The organism is Klebsiella sp. PK18 (assembly GCF_057784655.1).
The window spans coordinates 709,942-725,614 of record NZ_CM173493.1; the positions used below are offsets into that span (position 1 = coordinate 709,942).

Sequence of the window (15,673 nt, forward strand, 5' to 3'; positions counted from 1 at the left end):
GAAAATGAAGCGAAGAGGGGCGCTAAGCGGGGGATCTTTACGTTGCCTTACGTTTAACGCATCGCCTGTCCGACGGACAGGCGATGCGCGTCACAGTATGGGAATTACTGACGGAACGGATTGCTGCCGCTGCTCTGGGTGGTCCGTGCGGACGCCGGTTTCACCGCTGCGGTAGTATTGCCGTAGCCATCGGCAGTGGCATCCTGCTGTGGATTTTCCGGCGCGACGCTGTCTGCGGAGGTGGGGATCGGTTTGCCCAGCGTGTTGTTCAGGGCGACCAGATCCTGCTCGTTCAGGGTACCTAACGCCGACTTAATGTTCAGCTCGTTGATCAGGTAGTTATAGCGCGCATTGGAGAGCTGCTGCTTGGCGTTATACAGCGTGGTGGTGGCGTCGAGGACGTCAACGATGGTACGCGTACCCACCGAGTAGCCTGCTTCCATCGCATCCAGGGAGCTTTGCGCAGAGACCACCGCCTGTTTGTAGGCGTTGATGCTGCTGATGGAGGCGTTCACGTTGTTAAACGACGAACGCACAGTCTGCACGACGCTGCGGTGGGCGCTTTCCAGCTGCTCGCTGGCGCCAACGAAGTTGTATTGCGCCTGTTTGACCTGCGAGGTCACCGCGCCGCCCTGATACAGTGGCAGAGAGAAGTTCAGGCCGATTTGGTTCTGCCCAACGTCACTGTCGTTGTAGGCGAGTGGGGTATTGGTTTTTGAACCGTTGTAACGCGTATTCGAGACGCCGGTAGAGGCGGAAAGGTTCAGAGTCGGCAAATGACCGTCCTGCGCCTGGCGAATCTGCTCGCGAGCCAGGTCCTGGTTCAGACGCGCCTGCAGCAGCGACAGGTTGCGGTTCTCCGCTTCCTTCAGCAGGGCGTTGACCGCCTGCGGCTTGTTGGTTTTGAAGCCATTCACATTCAGCGAGGCCAGCTCCGGATAGTAGTTACCGGTGACCTGGCGCAGTTCTTCGACGGCGTTGTCGAGATCGTTACGCGCGGTGACTTCGTTCGCCAGCACGGCGTCGTATTGTGAACGGGCGTTCTGTACGTCAGTGATCGCCACCAGGCCTACGTTAAAGCGCTGCGTGGTTTGATCCAACTGGCGGTAAATGGCCTGTTTCTGCGCTTCGGTATAGGAGAGCGTGTCGATGGCGGCCAGCACTTTAAAATAGGCCGTCGCGGTATTCAGAATCAGCGTTTGCTGATCGGTCTGATACGTGACATCCTGAATGCCTGCCGTTTTTTCCTGCAGCGTCAGGGCGCGCCATTTCGACATATCAAACAGAACCTGCGTTAACTGCAGCGAGCCGCTGGTGACGTTAGAATTGACGCCGTTGCTGTCGCGATAGCCATTGGTATAGGTATAATCCGCTCCCAGCCCAAGCTGAGGCAGTAATGGACTGCGCGCTTCATTGATCTTTTCGAACGCGGCGTCACGATCGGCTGCCGATTTACGCAGATCGGGGTTGCTGATGCGCGCCTGCTGGTAAACCTGAAGCAGGTTTTCCGCCTGGCTCATGGCGCTGAACCCGGTCAGGCTCAGGCCGATAAGAATGGGGAGCAATTTCTTCATTTGCATTCCTTGTTGTGAAGCATTTAGCGCTGGTCTAATTCTAAGAAAAATTCCGCTGATTGTATCGATTCTGCCGCCGTAAAAAGTTGGCGTTACGTGCCATCCGGCGGTAATTTGCACCAATCTAACATACGGACCGTAAAACGGTAGCCAAACGGTCTGGAAATCCCTAATTTCGGATTAGCAGGACATGACAATGAGCAAACCCATTCAGCAGGGAATTACCTTCTTCAAAAATGATGTAGAAATTATTGCACGCGAAACGCTGTATCGTGGTTTTTTTTCGCTCGATTTATACCGTTTTCGCCACCGCCTGTTTAACGGCGGCATGAGCGGCGAAGTCACCCGTGAAATTTTTGAGCGCGGGCATGCCGCCGTCTTGCTACCCTTTGACCCGGTGCGGGACGAAGTGGTGCTCGTCGAACAAATCCGTATTGCCGCCTATGATACCAGCGAGAGCCCGTGGCTGCTCGAAATGGTCGCCGGCATGATCGAAGCGGGGGAAACGGTGGAAGACGTTGCCCGTCGGGAAGCGCTGGAGGAGGCCGGACTTGAAGTTGGGCGGACGAAACCAATATTAAGCTATCTGGCCAGTCCTGGCGGCACCAGCGAACGGTTATCGATCCTGGTGGGAGAAGTTGATGCATCCACGGCGAAAGGCATTCACGGCCTGGCCGAGGAAAACGAGGATATTCGGGTGCATGTGGTGAGCCGGGAACAGGCTTACCAGTGGGTAGAAGAGGGGAAAATCGATAACGCAGCCTCTGTCATCGCCTTGCAATGGCTGCAATTGCATTATCACAATTTACGAAACGAGTGGACAAAATGAAGCGTTATACACCTGACTTCCCTGAGATGATGCGCCTGTGCGAGACCAACTTCGCGCAGTTGCGCCGCCTGTTGCCGCGAACGGATGCAGCGGGTGAGAAGGTAAGTTATCAGGTGGGAAGCGCGCAGTATCGGTTAACGATAGTTGAATCGACCCGCTACACTACTCTGGTGGCGATAGAACAGACTCTGCCTGCGGTAAGCTACTGGAGCCTGCCGTCGATGACCGTTCGCCTCTACCATGACGCCATGGTGGCCGAAGTGTGTTCGAGTCAGCAGATCTTTCGCTTCAAAGCGCGGTATGATTATCCTAATAAAAAGTTGCATCAACGCGACGAAAAGCATCAAATTAACCAGTTTCTGGCCGACTGGCTGCGTTACTGTTTAGCACATGGAGCGATGGCGATTCCGGTTTGTTAGCGTCGTTAAACCTAAGGACACCATTTGGAAAGCCTGTTAAACCTACCTCTGGCTGGTGAGGCCAGAGTCAGGATCTTACAAATTACTGATACTCACCTGTTTGCTGAAAAACATGAAACGTTGTTAGGCATTAATACCTGGGAAAGTTATCAGGCCGTACTGTCGGCTATTCATGCCTCACAGCGTCCATGCGATCTGATTGTCGCAACAGGCGATCTGGCGCAGGACCACTCCTCCGCGGCCTATCAGCATTTTGCTGAGGGTATCGCGAGTTTTGCTGCACCCTGCGTCTGGCTACCGGGTAACCATGATTTCCAGCCGGCGATGTACAGTACGCTGCAGGCGTCAGGCATTTCACCCGCCAAGCGCGTGTTTCTCGGCGACCACTGGCAGATCCTGCTGCTGGACAGCCAGGTGTTTGGCGTTCCCCATGGCGAGCTGAGCGACTTCCAGCTGGAGTGGCTCGAACACAAGCTGGCAGAAGCGCCGGAGCGTTATACCTTACTCCTGCTGCACCACCATCCGCTGCCTGCTGGCTGTAGCTGGCTGGACCAACACAGCCTGCGCAACGCTGGCGCGCTGGACCGCGCGCTGAGCGCCTGGCCGCGGGTGAGACATCTGCTGTGCGGCCATATTCATCAGGAGCTGGATCTGGACTGGAATGGCCGGCGCATGATGGCGACGCCGTCGACCTGCGTCCAGTTCAAACCACACTGCGCCAATTTCACTCTGGATACCGTCTCACCCGGCTGGCGCTGGCTGGAGCTGCATCCTGACGGGACGCTGACCACCGAAGTGTGCCGCCTGGAAGGCGCCGAGTTCCACCCGGATATTGCTTCAGAAGGCTACTGATGGCGACGCTTCTTTATCTGCACGGCTTTAACAGTTCCCCGCGCTCGGCGAAGGCGATGGCGTTAAAGACCTGGCTGTCGCAGCAGCACCCCGACATCACCATGGTGGTACCGGAGCTGCCGCCTTATCCGGCTGAAACAGCAGAGCTGCTGGAATCCATTGTGCTGGAGCATGGCGGCGAGCCACTCGGGGTTGTGGGGTCGTCGCTGGGCGGCTACTACGCGACCTGGCTGTCGCAGTGCTTTATGGTGCCGGCGGTGGTCGTCAACCCGGCGGTGCGCCCGTTTGAACTGCTGAACAATTTTCTCGGCCACAATGAGAATCCATACACCGGGCAGCAATATGTGCTAGAGTCTCGCCATATTTACGATCTCAAGGTCATGCAAATCGACCCGCTTGAAGCGCCGGATTTACTCTGGCTGCTGCAGCAGACCGGGGATGAAGTGCTTGATTACCGCCAGGCCGTTCATTACTACGCCTCCTGCCGGCAAACGGTGGAGGAGGGCGGTAATCACGCATTTGTCGGCTTTGACGATCATTTCACTCAGATTATCGAATTTCTCGGCCTGTGCTAAACGGCCCTGAACGACCTACGAATACACACCATGACGCAATCTTCATATAACGCTGATGCCATTGAGGTACTCACCGGGCTAGAGCCGGTGCGCCGCCGTCCGGGCATGTATACCGACACCACCCGTCCTAACCATCTTGGTCAGGAAGTTATTGATAACAGTGTGGATGAAGCGCTGGCAGGCCACGCCAAACGCGTGGAAGTTATCCTTCATGCCGACCAGTCCCTGGAAGTCATTGACGACGGGCGCGGCATGCCAGTCGACATCCACCCGGAAGAAGGGGTGCCGGCAGTTGAGCTGATCCTCTGCCGACTGCACGCGGGCGGTAAGTTTTCCAACAAAAACTACCAGTTTTCCGGCGGCCTGCACGGGGTGGGGATCTCGGTGGTCAACGCCCTGTCAAAACGCGTAGAGGTGAATGTTCGTCGCGACGGTCAGGTCTACAGCATTGCCTTTGAAAACGGTGAAAAAGTAGAAGATCTGCACGTCACCGGTACCTGTGGCAAACGCAATACCGGGACCAGCGTCCATTTCTGGCCGGACGAAAGCTTCTTCGACAGCCCGCGTTTCTCCGTTTCGCGTTTGACCCATCTGTTAAAAGCGAAAGCGGTGCTGTGTCCCGGCGTGGAAATCGTGTTTCGCGATCAGGTCAACGACAGCGAGCAGCGCTGGTGCTATGCCGATGGCCTTAACGACTACCTGTGCGAAGCCGTAAACGGCCTGCCGCTGCTGCCGGAAAAACCGTTCGTCGGCACCTTCTCCGGCGAGACGGAAGCCGTGGACTGGGCGCTGCTGTGGCTGCCGGAAGGCGGCGAATTGCTGACCGAAAGCTACGTCAACCTGATCCCGACCATGCAGGGCGGGACGCACGTTAACGGTCTGCGTCAGGGACTGCTGGATGCGATGCGCGAGTTCTGCGAATACCGTAATATCCTGCCGCGCGGCGTGAAGCTGTCAGCGGAAGATATCTGGGATCGCTGCGCCTACGTGCTGTCGGTGAAAATGCAGGATCCGCAGTTCGCCGGGCAAACCAAAGAGCGTCTGTCGTCGCGCCAGTGCGCGGCATTCGTCTCCGGCGTGGTGAAAGATGCCTTCAGTCTGTGGCTGAACCAGAACGTACAGGCTGCCGAACTGCTGGCGGAGATGGCTATCTCCAGCGCCCAGCGTCGTCTGCGCGCCGCCAAGAAAGTGGTGCGTAAAAAGCTGACCAGCGGTCCGGCATTGCCGGGTAAGCTGGCAGACTGCACCGCCCAGGACCTGAACCGCACCGAGCTGTTCCTCGTCGAAGGGGACTCGGCGGGCGGTTCTGCCAAGCAGGCGCGCGATCGCGAATATCAGGCGATCATGCCGCTGAAAGGCAAGATCCTGAATACCTGGGAAGTCTCGTCCGATGAAGTGTTAGCTTCGCAAGAAGTGCACGACATTTCGGTGGCGATTGGTATTGACCCGGATAGCGATGATTTAAGCCAGCTGCGCTACGGCAAAATTTGTATTCTGGCGGATGCCGATTCCGATGGCCTGCACATTGCCACCCTGCTGTGCGCGCTGTTTGTGAGACATTTCCGTACCCTGGTGAAAGAGGGGCACGTCTACGTCGCGCTGCCGCCGCTGTACCGTATCGATCTCGGTAAAGAGGTCTACTACGCGCTGACGGAAGAAGAAAAAACCGGCGTGCTGGAGCAGCTGAAGCGTAAGAAGGGCAAGCCAAACGTCCAGCGCTTTAAAGGCCTGGGTGAGATGAACCCAATGCAGCTGCGGGAAACCACGCTTGATCCGAATACCCGCCGGCTGGTGCAACTGGTGATCAGCGATGAGGATGAGCAGCAGACCACGGCGATGATGGACATGCTGCTGGCCAAGAAGCGTTCCGAAGACCGTCGCAACTGGCTGCAGGAGAAGGGCGATATGGCGGATCTGGAAGTGTAAGTCTGTACGCTGCGCCTGACGTAAAAGGGAGCCTCAGGCTCCCTTTTTCATTTCACGACTGCGTCGGCGGGCTTAGACGCCAGGCTGCAGGATACGGATGGTGGTCTCCAGCACATCGCCTTTGACCGCTTCCGACCAGGCTTTCATGTGCGGCGTTTGCAGGTGCGCTTCAAGATGCGCGACGCTTTCCCACTGCTCCACCATGACGATAGAGTCGGGGGCCGTGGTCTGGAAGCTGACGCCGGCGGCATGATCTACCATGGGCGCGTAGCCGTGGCAGCCGGCCTCCTGCAAAACGGTCGGAATGATTTTCGCGAACTGATCGAGAACCGCCTGACGGTGGTGCTGGCCCGGGCGGGTACGGATTTCTGCAATCACTGTTAACATGGTTAACTCAACTCCTTCTGTGTGTATCTCGTCATACTCCAGGTTCGAATAACTCGAAATATGTAGAGCGTAGATCTGTAGTTAACCAAAAATTTCCGCCAGATGCTTGCGATATTCTGCGATATACCGTGGGACATCAGGCATTTTAATCACGTCGTTGGCGATAAAGGTCGGCAGCGCTTCCATTCCCAGGAACTGGTTAGCCTTATGGAACGGCAGGTAAACGCCGTCAACGCCGACGCCGTGGAAGAACTGGTCTTCGTCGGTGAAGGCTTCCATCGGCGCGTTCCAGGTCAGGGAGAGCATATATTTTTTCCCCTGCACCAGGCCGCCGGAGCCATATTTTTTGCTGGCGTCGGAGCGGGTACGACCGTCGCTGGCGTACAGCGAGCCGTGGCCTTCGGTAAAGACATCATCCATATATTTCTTCACCGTCCACGGGGCGCCCATCCACCAGCCCGGCATCTGCCAGATCACCACATCGGCCCAGAGGAAATTCTGCACTTCTGCTTTTACGTCGTACTCGCTTTCGGCGCGAACGCTTTTAACATCGTGCCCGGCGTCGCGCAGATAACTCTCCGCGACCTCGGTCAGGGTGTCGTTCAGCTGGCCATTCGAGTGCGCGAACTTTTTTGCGCCATTGATAATCAGGATGTTGCTCATCATTTGTCCTCAATCTTGAAAATTTGCCGATGATCTTACCCCGCGAAGCGGGGCAGTAAAATGAGCAAAATGTGCAAAGTCTTTTGCCAAATGAGCAATAATCTCGCTACCAGTACACGCGGGCTTCGAAGCCGCCGTCGCGCGCGTTGGCGAAATCAACCTGCATGCCGTGCAGCGAGGCGATGCGCCGGACGATAGACAGGCCCAGGCCGCTGCCCGGCGCGTCCTGCCCCGGCGGGCGATAAAAACGCTCGCCGATGCGCGCCAGCGCCTGCGGGCTAATGCCTGGGCCGTTATCACGCACCCGAAACTCGCGGCCGTTGAGGGTGATATCAACCTGGCTGCCGCGCGGGCTATAGCGTACGGCATTATCCAGCAGGTTGCGCACCAGCAGGCTGAGCAGCAGCGGCTGGCCGGTGTGAACGATATGACTGGCATTCAGGTGTAGGCGTAGTTCAATGGCGGACTGCTGCGCATGGTGATACATCTCCATCACCGCCGACTGCAGCAGGTCGTCGATGGCGACCGGCTGCACGTCGTCCAGTTGGGCGAGTGAGTCCAGCCGCGACAGCGTCAGCAGTTGATCGACCAGCCGGGTGGCGCGATCGATCCCCTGGTGGAGCTGGGCCAGCGCTTTCTCACGTCCTTCTGCATCGTCCATAGAGAGCTGGGCGACGTCGGTCTGTACCTTCAGCGCCGCCAGCGGGCTGCGCAGTTCATGGGCGGCATCAGAGGTAAACCGACGTTCGCGCAGCATGGCGTTATGGGTGCGCTGGAACAGCTGATTCAGAGCCTCGACCAGCGGGCGGACTTCGGAGGGGATCTTCTCCACGCTGAGCGATTCCGCTGAGTCCGGCGCGCGCAGGCGCAGCGTGCGCGCCAGCTTTTTCAACGGCGCCAGTTCGCGGCTTAACAGCACGATAAGCAGCACGAACATCAGCGGCAGGGCGATCATCCACGGGGTGAGCTGCGAGGTCACGATATCCATCGCCATTTCGCGCCGATAATCCCACTCCTGACCGACGACGATGCGATGGCGACCGTCGTCGGTGGTTAGCCACAGGAAGCGCCATTCGTCATCATCGCCGCGCAGGTAGCCATTGCTGAACCCCTCGCGCTGCGAGTTCCACTGGATATCCTCCCCGTTCTCACCGTCGTTGAGCACCATGGTGCCGTCGCGGGTGAAGATGGCGAACGCCAGCGCGTCGTCGTCGATGTGTCCATGCCGCACCTTTTTCTTTTCACCGAACGATTCGGGCGGGGCGCGGAGTTCATCGAAATGCATGGCGCTCAGGCGGCGGGCGAACAGCAGCTGCTGGGTATCGAACAGCTTATCCAGCTTTTTGCTGGTTTGCTGCCAGGCGATCACGCTGGCGACGCCCCAGGCGGCCGCGGTCAGCACAGCAAACAGCAGCGTCAGACGGACGCGCAGGCTCAGGCGGGCAAGTCGTTTCATGCGTCACCCAGGGTATAGCCTATGCCGTGGACAGTGCGGATAAATCCGCTACCGAGTTTGCGGCGCAGATGATGGACGTGAACTTCCACGGCGTTGCTGGAGACCTCGTCGTCCCAGGTGTAGAGCTTTTCTTCGATAAGCTTGCGCGGCAGTACGCGACCAGCGTTACGCAGCAGCAGTTCCAGCAGGGCGAACTCTTTCGGCTTTAGCACCAGGCTCTCGCCGTCGAGGCTGGCGGTTAAGCGGTTCGGGTCGAGGCTCACCTTGCCGTGGCGCAGCTCGCTGCTGCTCTGGCCGTGCGCGCGACGGATCAACGCTTCGAGGCGCGCCGCCACTTCAATCAGGGCGAAAGGTTTGCACAGATAGTCATCGGCGCCGAGCCGTAGCCCCTCCACTCGCTGGCTGAGCGCATCGCGGGCGGTAAGGATCAGCACTGGCTCATGGCGGCCCTTGTCCCGCCATTCGCGCAGAATATCGAGGCCATCGATGCCGGGGAGGGTGAGATCCAGGATTGCAGCGTCGTAGGGGGCGCTATATAAGGCATTTTTGCCCTCCAGCCCGGCGGTAAACCAGTCAATGCTGAAGCCCATTTTGCTCAGCCCGGCTTTGATGCCGTCGCCGATCAGCTTGTCATCTTCCACCAGTAATATGCGCATGTTTCCCTCCGACGATCCTGTTTCTTTGCGCAGTAAACCGCGTTGAAGCGGGTGATGTACAGCATTAAAATTTCTTTTTTCCGCTTAAGAAGTCGTTAAGTTTTGTCGGGCGTAATAGGAGCCATATCAACACGAAGGGAGAACACATCATGAAGAAAATTGCTGCGATGACCGCGATCGTTGCCCTGGTTTCCATGCCGGTGCTGGCTGCCGAACAGGGCGGGTTTACCGGTCCTTCTTCGACCACGCAGGTCAGTTCCACCGCGCAGGCTGGCGGATTCACCGGCCCGAGCGGCGCGGTGACCACCGTCGCCAATGCCAAATCGCTGCGGGACGATACCTGGGTGACCCTGCGCGGCAAGATAACCGAGCGCATTTCTGACGATCTGTATAAATTCCAGGATGCTTCCGGGGTGATCAATGTCGATATCGACCACAAGCGCTGGAACGGCGTGACCGTCGGCCCGCAGGACACAGTAGAAATTCAGGGGGAAGTCGATAAGGACTGGAACTCAGTAGAAATCGACGTTAAACAGATCCGTAAAATCGCGCCATAAGTCTTCGTCAGATAAGCGCAAGATCGGTCAGGCATCGCGATCCTCGCTCTGTCAGAGTATGTCGCGAGGAGGAGACGATGAACGATATTAAGGCCAGCCCGGCGTATGTCGGGCGCTTCCAGCGTGTCTGTAGGTACATTGCGCGCCATCTTGATGAGCCGCTGTCGCTGGAGGCGCTGAGCGCGATAGCGCACAGTTCGCCTTACCATTTTCACCGGCAATTTAGCGCTTATACCGGCATTCCATTGTACCGGTATATTCAGTGGTTGCGTCTGCGACGCGCCTGTTGGCGCCTGGCGTTCAACCCCCGCGATAAAGTCATCGATATTGCCCTTGATGCCGGATTTCAGAATGCGGAGTCGTTCAGTCGTGCCTTCCGTACCGCGTTTGACCAAAGCCCGACCCAATTCCGTCAGCAACCGGACTGGGCCGAGTGGCATCGACGCGTACCGAAACATACGCTACAGGAGCAAACGTCGATGGACGTCAATATCATTTCCTTCCCCACCACCCGGATAGCCGTACTGCAACATCGCGGCAGCCCGGACCTTGTCAACACCACCGCCGCGCGTTTTATCGCCTGGCGTAAGACGAGCGGATTATCGCCCGTCGCCACCAGCGATACCTGGGGTATCGCCTGGGACGATCCGCAGACCACCCCGCAGGAGGCATTTCGTTTTGATATCTGCGGTACGGTCGCTGGGCCGGTCGGTGAAAACGCCTTTGGCGTGATTAACGGCGAAATCCCCGGCGGACGCTGCGCCGTCGTGCGCCATCACGGCTCGCTGGACACGCTGGCGAACAGCGTTTGGTTTCTCTATCGCGACTGGTTACCCGCGTCAGGCGAGACGTTACGGGATTTTCCGGTGTACTTCCGTTACCTCAATTTTGTCCATGAGGTGGCTGAGCATGAACTGCAAACCGATATTTATCTGCCGCTGGCCTGATTAAGCTTGACGGAATCCTCAGCCGATCTCACGGCCTGTGACTCAGGGCGTGAGATCGGGTATTATCGCGGGTAGTTTTGCCGTCCGAACGGTCGGTACCCAGATTGAGGATCCACGATTAATGAGCGATATGGCAGAGCGCCTTGCGCTGCATGAATTTACGGAAAATGCTTACCTGAACTACTCCATGTACGTGATCATGGACAGGGCATTACCGTTTATTGGCGATGGCTTAAAACCGGTCCAGCGTCGCATCGTCTACGCGATGTCCGAGCTGGGGCTGAACGCCAGCGCGAAATTCAAAAAGTCCGCCCGCACCGTCGGCGACGTGTTGGGTAAATATCACCCGCACGGCGACAGCGCCTGCTATGAAGCGATGGTGCTGATGGCGCAGCCGTTCTCTTACCGTTACCCGCTGGTAGACGGGCAGGGAAACTGGGGTGCGCCGGACGATCCGAAATCCTTCGCCGCCATGCGTTACACCGAGTCCCGCCTGTCGAAGTATGCTGAACTGCTGCTCAGCGAGCTGGGACAGGGAACGGTCGACTGGGTACCAAACTTTGACGGGACGCTGCAGGAGCCGAAAATGCTGCCTGCGCGTCTACCGAACATCCTGCTTAATGGCACCACCGGCATCGCGGTGGGTATGGCCACTGATATTCCGCCGCACAACCTGCGTGAAGTGGCCAAAGCGGCTATTACCCTGATTGAGCAGCCGAAAACGACTCTCGACGAACTGCTGGATATCGTGCAGGGGCCGGATTTCCCGACCGAGGCGGAGATCATCACCTCGCGGGCGGAAATTCGCAAAATCTACCAGAACGGACGCGGCTCAGTGCGCATGCGCGCGGTGTGGAGCAAAGAGGACGGCGCGGTGGTGATTAGCGCGCTGCCGCACCAGGTTTCCGGCGCCAAAGTGCTGGAGCAGATTGCGGCGCAGATGCGCAATAAAAAGCTGCCGATGGTTGACGATCTGCGCGACGAATCGGACCACGAAAACCCGACCCGTCTGGTGATCGTCCCGCGCTCCAACCGGGTGGATATGGAACAGGTGATGAACCACCTGTTTGCTACTACCGATCTGGAAAAAAGCTACCGCATCAACCTCAATATGATCGGCCTCGACGGACGCCCGGCGGTGAAAAACCTGCTGGAGATCCTCAGCGAGTGGCTGGTGTTCCGTCGCGATACCGTGCGTCGCCGTCTGAACCATCGGTTAGAGAAAGTGCTTAAGCGCCTGCATATCCTTGAAGGTTTGCTGGTGGCGTTTCTCAATATCGATGAAGTGATCGAGATCATCCGCACCGAAGATGAACCGAAGCCAGCCCTGATGTCGCGCTTTGGCATCAGCGAAACCCAGGCGGAAGCGATTCTGGAATTAAAACTGCGCCACCTCGCCAAACTGGAAGAGATGAAGATCCGCGGCGAGCAGGACGAGCTGGAAAAAGAGCGCGACCAGCTGCAGGCGATTCTGGCTTCTGAGCGTAAAATGAACAACCTGCTGAAAAAAGAGCTGCAGGCTGATGCCGATGCTTTCGGTGACGAACGCCGCTCGCCGCTTCACGAACGTGAAGAAGCGAAAGCGATGAGCGAGCATGATATGCAGCCGTCTGAGCCAGTGACTATCGTTCTGTCGCAGATGGGCTGGGTGCGGAGCGCCAAAGGGCACGACATCGACGCTCAGGGCTTGAGCTATAAAGCGGGCGACAGCTGGAAGGCCTCGGCGAAAGGCAAGAGCAACCAGCCGGTGGTGTTTATCGATACCACCGGGCGCAGCTATGCCATCGATCCGATTACCCTGCCTTCCGCGCGTGGCCAGGGCGAGCCGCTTACCGGTAAGCTGACTCTGCCGCCGGGGGCGACCGTGGAACATATGCTGATGGAAAGCGACGATCGTAAGCTGCTGATGGCTTCCGACGCGGGCTACGGTTTTGTCTGCACCTTCAACGATCTGGTGGCGCGCAACCGTGCCGGTAAAGCGCTGATCACCCTGCCTGACAACGCGCACGTGATGCCGCCGCTGGTGATTGAGGACGAGTCCGATATGCTGCTGGCCATCACGGCCGCCGGACGGATGCTGATGTTCCCGGTGAGCGATCTACCGCAGCTGTCGAAAGGCAAGGGCAACAAAATTATCAGCATTCCTGCGGCGGAAGCCGCCGCCGGGCAGGATGGCCTGGCGCATCTGTTTATCCTGCCACCGCAGAGCACGCTCACCATCCATGTTGGCAAACGGAAAATCAAACTGCGTCCGGAAGAGCTGCAAAAAGTCACCGGCGAGCGTGGTCGCCGCGGTTCGCTGATGCGCGGGCTGCAGAAGATCGACCGTGTTGAAATCGACTCGCCGCGCCGCGCCGCGGCAGGCGATAGTGAAGAGTAAACGCCACTCCTCCCGTCTTTGACGGGAGGAGGCGAAAAAATGCCGCAAAATCGTTGTTTATTCAGGCGTTGCGATTAACAATGTCCATCACCAGGGACCCAGGAAGAACGGTCCCGGCCTGCGCAGAACTGATGAGCCTGCCTTCTGTCAGCAGCGAATAATTCTAAGCGGTTTGGGTTTTAGAGGTAGCTATGCTATTCATTTTTCGAGTAATTTTCGTGGTCATTTATTGCATCGTGGTGTGCATACTTGGCTGTCTGTACTGCTTGTTCAGCCCGCGTAATCCAAAACATGTTGCCACTTTCGGCCATCTGTTTGGCCGCTTATCTCCGGTATTTGGCCTGAAGGTGGAACTGCGCAAACCTGCTGATGCGGAAAGCTATGGCAACGCGATCTACATCGCTAACCACCAGAACAACTATGATATGGTGACGGCGTCGAACATCGTGCAGCCGCCGACGGTCACCGTAGGTAAAAAAAGCCTGCTGTGGATCCCGTTCTTTGGCCAGCTCTACTGGCTGACGGGCAACCTGCTGATTGACCGTAATAACCGAACCAAAGCGCATGGCACCATTGCTGAAGTGGTGAATGCCTTTAAAAAGCGTAAAATTTCGTTCTGGATGTTCCCGGAAGGGACCCGCAGTCGCGGCCGCGGCCTGCTGCCTTTTAAAACCGGCGCCTTTCACGCGGCGATCGCCGCCGGAGTGCCGATTATTCCGGTGTGCGTGTCCAACACATCGAACAAAATTAAGCTCAACCGCTGGAACAACGGTCTGGTGATTGTTGAGATGCTGCCGCCGGTGGATACCAGCCAGTTCGGTAAAGACAACGTGCGCGCGCTGGCGACGCATTGCCGCGAGCTGATGGCCGCCAAAATTGCTGAGCTGGACAACGAAGTGGCCGCGCGCGAAGCGGCTAAAAAGTCATAAGACAGGAAACGCCGCCAACGCGCGCGTATTGCTGGCGGGAAACGAATTCCCTTTTTCATTTGTCAGTATGTCATGGAGTTAATATGTCACTCAGTCGGCGTCAGTTTATTAAGGCTTCCGGCGTAGCGCTGTGCGCTGGCGCCGCGCCGCTGAAAGCCCATGCCGCCGGCCAGCAGCTTGCGCTGCCGGTTCCGCCGCTGCTGGAATCGCGTCGCGGTCAGCCGCTGTTTCTGACGCTGCAGCGTTCGCACTGGTCGTTTACGCCAGGCACTCGCGCCCCCGTCTGGGGGATCAATGGCCGCTACATGGGGCCGACGATCCGCGTCTGGAGCGGGGATGACGTCAAGCTTATCTACAGCAACCGTCTGACTGAGAATGTCGCGATGACCATCCGCGGTCTGCAGGTGCCTGGCCCGCTGATCGGCGGCGCGGCGCGTATGATGTCGCCGAACGCCGACTGGGCGCCGGTGCTGCCTATCCGCCAGAGCGCTGCCACCTTGTGGTATCAGGCCAACACGCCGAACCGGATGGCGAAGCAGGTATACAACGGCCTGGCCGGCATGTGGCTGGTGGAAGATGAGGTCAGCAAGAACCTGCCAATCCCTAACCACTACGGCGTTGATGACTTCCCGGTGATTATTCAGGACAAGCGGCTGGATAACTTCGGCACGCCGGAATATAGCGAACCGGGGAGCGGCGGCTTCGTTGGCGATACGCTGCTGGTTAACGGCGTGCAGAGCCCCTATGTCGAAGTGTCGCGCGGCTGGGTGCGCCTGCGCCTGCTGAACGCCTCCAACTCCCGGCGCTATCAGCTGCAGATGAGCGATGGCCGACTGCTGCATGTGATTTCCGGGGATCAGGGGTTCCTGCCGGCGCCGGTCTCGCTCAAGCAGCTGTCGCTGGGGCCGGGGGAACGGCGTGAAATTCTGGTCGATATGACCAACGGCGATGAAGTGTCCATTACCTGCGGTGAAGCGGCGAGTATTGTCGACCGTATCCGCGGCTTTTTTGAACCGTCAAGTATTCTGGTCTCCACGCTGGTGTTGACCCTGCGCCCGACCGGGCTGCTGCCGCTGGTCACTGACAGTCTGCCGGTGCGTCTGCTGCCGACCGAGCTGCTCTCCGGCACGCCAATCCGCAGCCGGGATATCACCCTTGGCGACGATCCGGGCATCAACGGCCAGCTGTGGGATCCGCAGCGTATCGATATCACGGCGCAACAGGGGACCTGGGAGCGCTGGACGGTGCGCGCCGACCGCCCGCAGTCGTTCCATATTGAAGGGGTGATGTTCCAGATCCGTAACGTCAACGGCTCGTCGCCCTTCCCGGAAGATCGCGGCTGGAAGGACACCGTGTGGGTCGACGGGCAGGTTGAACTGCTGGTCTACTATGCTCAGCCGTCGTGGCCGCACTTCCCGTTCCAGTATCTGAGCCAGACGCTGGAGCTTGCCGACCGCGGCTCGATCGGCCAGATGCTGGTGAATCCCGCGCCGTAATCTCTTCAACCCTGGCCGGAACACGGT

Annotated in this window: 15 protein-coding genes; 10 read left to right on the forward strand and 5 right to left on the reverse strand. The window is 58.1% G+C overall.

Annotated elements, in window-relative coordinates:
* Positions 1–104: 104 nt before the first annotated feature.
* Entirely contained in the window at positions 105–1,574 is a 1,470-nt protein-coding gene (tolC, locus tag AC3EMD_RS03530; RefSeq protein ID WP_302073933.1) for an outer membrane channel protein TolC, read from the reverse strand.
* Positions 1,575–1,770: 196 nt separating this feature from the next.
* On the opposite strand from tolC, the gene nudF reads away from it, so the two are divergent.
* Genes nudF through parE form a run of 5 tightly spaced genes read left to right on the forward strand, consistent with a single transcriptional unit; the run spans position 1,771 to position 6,175 of the window.
* On the forward strand, positions 1,771–2,403 hold the full coding sequence (gene nudF, locus AC3EMD_RS03535; RefSeq protein WP_008806516.1) for an ADP-ribose diphosphatase: 633 nt from the start codon (positions 1,771–1,773) through the stop codon (positions 2,401–2,403).
* Positions 2,400–2,822: a DUF1249 family protein gene (locus AC3EMD_RS03540; protein ID WP_002916847.1), complete on the forward strand. Its 423-nt coding sequence runs from the start codon at positions 2,400–2,402 to the stop codon at positions 2,820–2,822. The genes nudF and AC3EMD_RS03540 overlap by 4 nt, the downstream gene beginning before the upstream one ends.
* 24 nt (positions 2,823–2,846) lie before the next feature.
* Positions 2,847–3,674: a 3',5'-cyclic-AMP phosphodiesterase gene (gene cpdA, locus AC3EMD_RS03545; protein WP_008806515.1), complete on the forward strand. Its 828-nt coding sequence runs from the start codon at positions 2,847–2,849 to the stop codon at positions 3,672–3,674.
* Positions 3,674–4,249, forward strand: a complete 576-nt coding sequence (gene yqiA / locus AC3EMD_RS03550) for an esterase YqiA (protein WP_008806514.1) — start codon at positions 3,674–3,676, stop codon at positions 4,247–4,249. Before cpdA ends, yqiA begins: the two co-directional genes overlap by 1 nt.
* 30 nt (positions 4,250–4,279) lie before the next feature.
* Positions 4,280–6,175, forward strand: a complete 1,896-nt coding sequence (gene parE / locus AC3EMD_RS03555) for a DNA topoisomerase IV subunit B (protein ID WP_302073934.1) — start codon at positions 4,280–4,282, stop codon at positions 6,173–6,175.
* A 72-nt stretch (positions 6,176–6,247) separates the two neighbouring features.
* Here parE and AC3EMD_RS03560 read toward each other — a convergent pair whose 3' ends face one another.
* The 4 genes from AC3EMD_RS03560 to qseB all read right to left on the reverse strand — a co-directional run bounded on the left by AC3EMD_RS03560 (position 6,248) and on the right by qseB (position 9,337).
* The gene (locus AC3EMD_RS03560) at positions 6,248–6,562 is read right to left on the reverse strand and encodes a putative quinol monooxygenase (protein ID WP_008806512.1); all 315 of its coding nucleotides are present in this window, start codon (positions 6,560–6,562) and stop codon (positions 6,248–6,250) included.
* Between the two features lie 81 nt (positions 6,563–6,643).
* On the reverse strand, positions 6,644–7,225 hold the full coding sequence (locus tag AC3EMD_RS03565; protein ID WP_008806511.1) for an NAD(P)H-dependent oxidoreductase: 582 nt from the start codon (positions 7,223–7,225) through the stop codon (positions 6,644–6,646).
* A gap of 106 nt (positions 7,226–7,331) precedes the next feature.
* On the reverse strand, positions 7,332–8,681 hold the full coding sequence (gene qseC, locus AC3EMD_RS03570; RefSeq protein WP_224231077.1) for a quorum sensing histidine kinase QseC: 1,350 nt from the start codon (positions 8,679–8,681) through the stop codon (positions 7,332–7,334).
* Positions 8,678–9,337, reverse strand: coding sequence for a quorum sensing response regulator transcription factor QseB (qseB, locus tag AC3EMD_RS03575; protein WP_008806509.1), 660 nt, complete (start codon positions 9,335–9,337; stop codon positions 8,678–8,680). The genes qseC and qseB overlap by 4 nt, the downstream gene beginning before the upstream one ends.
* A 149-nt stretch (positions 9,338–9,486) precedes the next feature.
* On the opposite strand from qseB, the gene AC3EMD_RS03580 reads away from it, so the two are divergent.
* The 5 genes from AC3EMD_RS03580 to ftsP all read left to right on the forward strand — a co-directional run bounded on the left by AC3EMD_RS03580 (position 9,487) and on the right by ftsP (position 15,646).
* Positions 9,487–9,894 (forward strand): YgiW/YdeI family stress tolerance OB fold protein, encoded by a 408-nt coding sequence (locus tag AC3EMD_RS03580; RefSeq protein ID WP_008806508.1) that lies wholly within the window; start codon positions 9,487–9,489, stop codon positions 9,892–9,894.
* Between the two features lie 77 nt (positions 9,895–9,971).
* Positions 9,972–10,841: an AraC family transcriptional regulator gene (locus tag AC3EMD_RS03585; protein WP_008806507.1), complete on the forward strand. Its 870-nt coding sequence runs from the start codon at positions 9,972–9,974 to the stop codon at positions 10,839–10,841.
* A 121-nt stretch (positions 10,842–10,962) separates the two neighbouring features.
* Complete coding sequence (gene parC / locus AC3EMD_RS03590; protein WP_008806506.1) at positions 10,963–13,221, forward strand: DNA topoisomerase IV subunit A; 2,259 nt, start codon at positions 10,963–10,965, stop codon at positions 13,219–13,221.
* A gap of 191 nt (positions 13,222–13,412) precedes the next feature.
* Entirely contained in the window at positions 13,413–14,150 is a 738-nt protein-coding gene (plsC, locus tag AC3EMD_RS03595; RefSeq protein ID WP_008806505.1) for a 1-acylglycerol-3-phosphate O-acyltransferase, read from the forward strand.
* 83 nt (positions 14,151–14,233) lie between these two features.
* Complete coding sequence (ftsP, locus tag AC3EMD_RS03600; protein ID WP_008806504.1) at positions 14,234–15,646, forward strand: cell division protein FtsP; 1,413 nt, start codon at positions 14,234–14,236, stop codon at positions 15,644–15,646.
* Positions 15,647–15,673: the final 27 nt, after the last annotated feature.

What these genes read in the sequence shown, in the direction of transcription:
- tolC (WP_302073933.1), bottom strand. Translation starts at nt 1,574, where the DNA reads ATGAAGAAATTGCTCCCCATTCTTATCGGCCTGAGCCTGACCGGGTTC.
- nudF (WP_008806516.1), top strand. Translation starts at nt 1,771, where the DNA reads ATGAGCAAACCCATTCAGCAGGGAATTACCTTCTTCAAAAATGATGTA.
- AC3EMD_RS03540 (WP_002916847.1), top strand. Translation starts at nt 2,400, where the DNA reads ATGAAGCGTTATACACCTGACTTCCCTGAGATGATGCGCCTGTGCGAG.
- yqiA (WP_008806514.1), top strand. Translation starts at nt 3,674, where the DNA reads ATGGCGACGCTTCTTTATCTGCACGGCTTTAACAGTTCCCCGCGCTCG.
- parE (WP_302073934.1), top strand. Translation starts at nt 4,280, where the DNA reads ATGACGCAATCTTCATATAACGCTGATGCCATTGAGGTACTCACCGGG.
- AC3EMD_RS03560 (WP_008806512.1), bottom strand. Translation starts at nt 6,562, where the DNA reads ATGTTAACAGTGATTGCAGAAATCCGTACCCGCCCGGGCCAGCACCAC.
- AC3EMD_RS03565 (WP_008806511.1), bottom strand. Translation starts at nt 7,225, where the DNA reads ATGAGCAACATCCTGATTATCAATGGCGCAAAAAAGTTCGCGCACTCG.
- qseC (WP_224231077.1), bottom strand. Translation starts at nt 8,681, where the DNA reads ATGAAACGACTTGCCCGCCTGAGCCTGCGCGTCCGTCTGACGCTGCTG.
- qseB (WP_008806509.1), bottom strand. Translation starts at nt 9,337, where the DNA reads ATGCGCATATTACTGGTGGAAGATGACAAGCTGATCGGCGACGGCATC.
- AC3EMD_RS03580 (WP_008806508.1), top strand. Translation starts at nt 9,487, where the DNA reads ATGAAGAAAATTGCTGCGATGACCGCGATCGTTGCCCTGGTTTCCATG.
- AC3EMD_RS03585 (WP_008806507.1), top strand. Translation starts at nt 9,972, where the DNA reads ATGAACGATATTAAGGCCAGCCCGGCGTATGTCGGGCGCTTCCAGCGT.
- parC (WP_008806506.1), top strand. Translation starts at nt 10,963, where the DNA reads ATGAGCGATATGGCAGAGCGCCTTGCGCTGCATGAATTTACGGAAAAT.
- plsC (WP_008806505.1), top strand. Translation starts at nt 13,413, where the DNA reads ATGCTATTCATTTTTCGAGTAATTTTCGTGGTCATTTATTGCATCGTG.
- ftsP (WP_008806504.1), top strand. Translation starts at nt 14,234, where the DNA reads ATGTCACTCAGTCGGCGTCAGTTTATTAAGGCTTCCGGCGTAGCGCTG.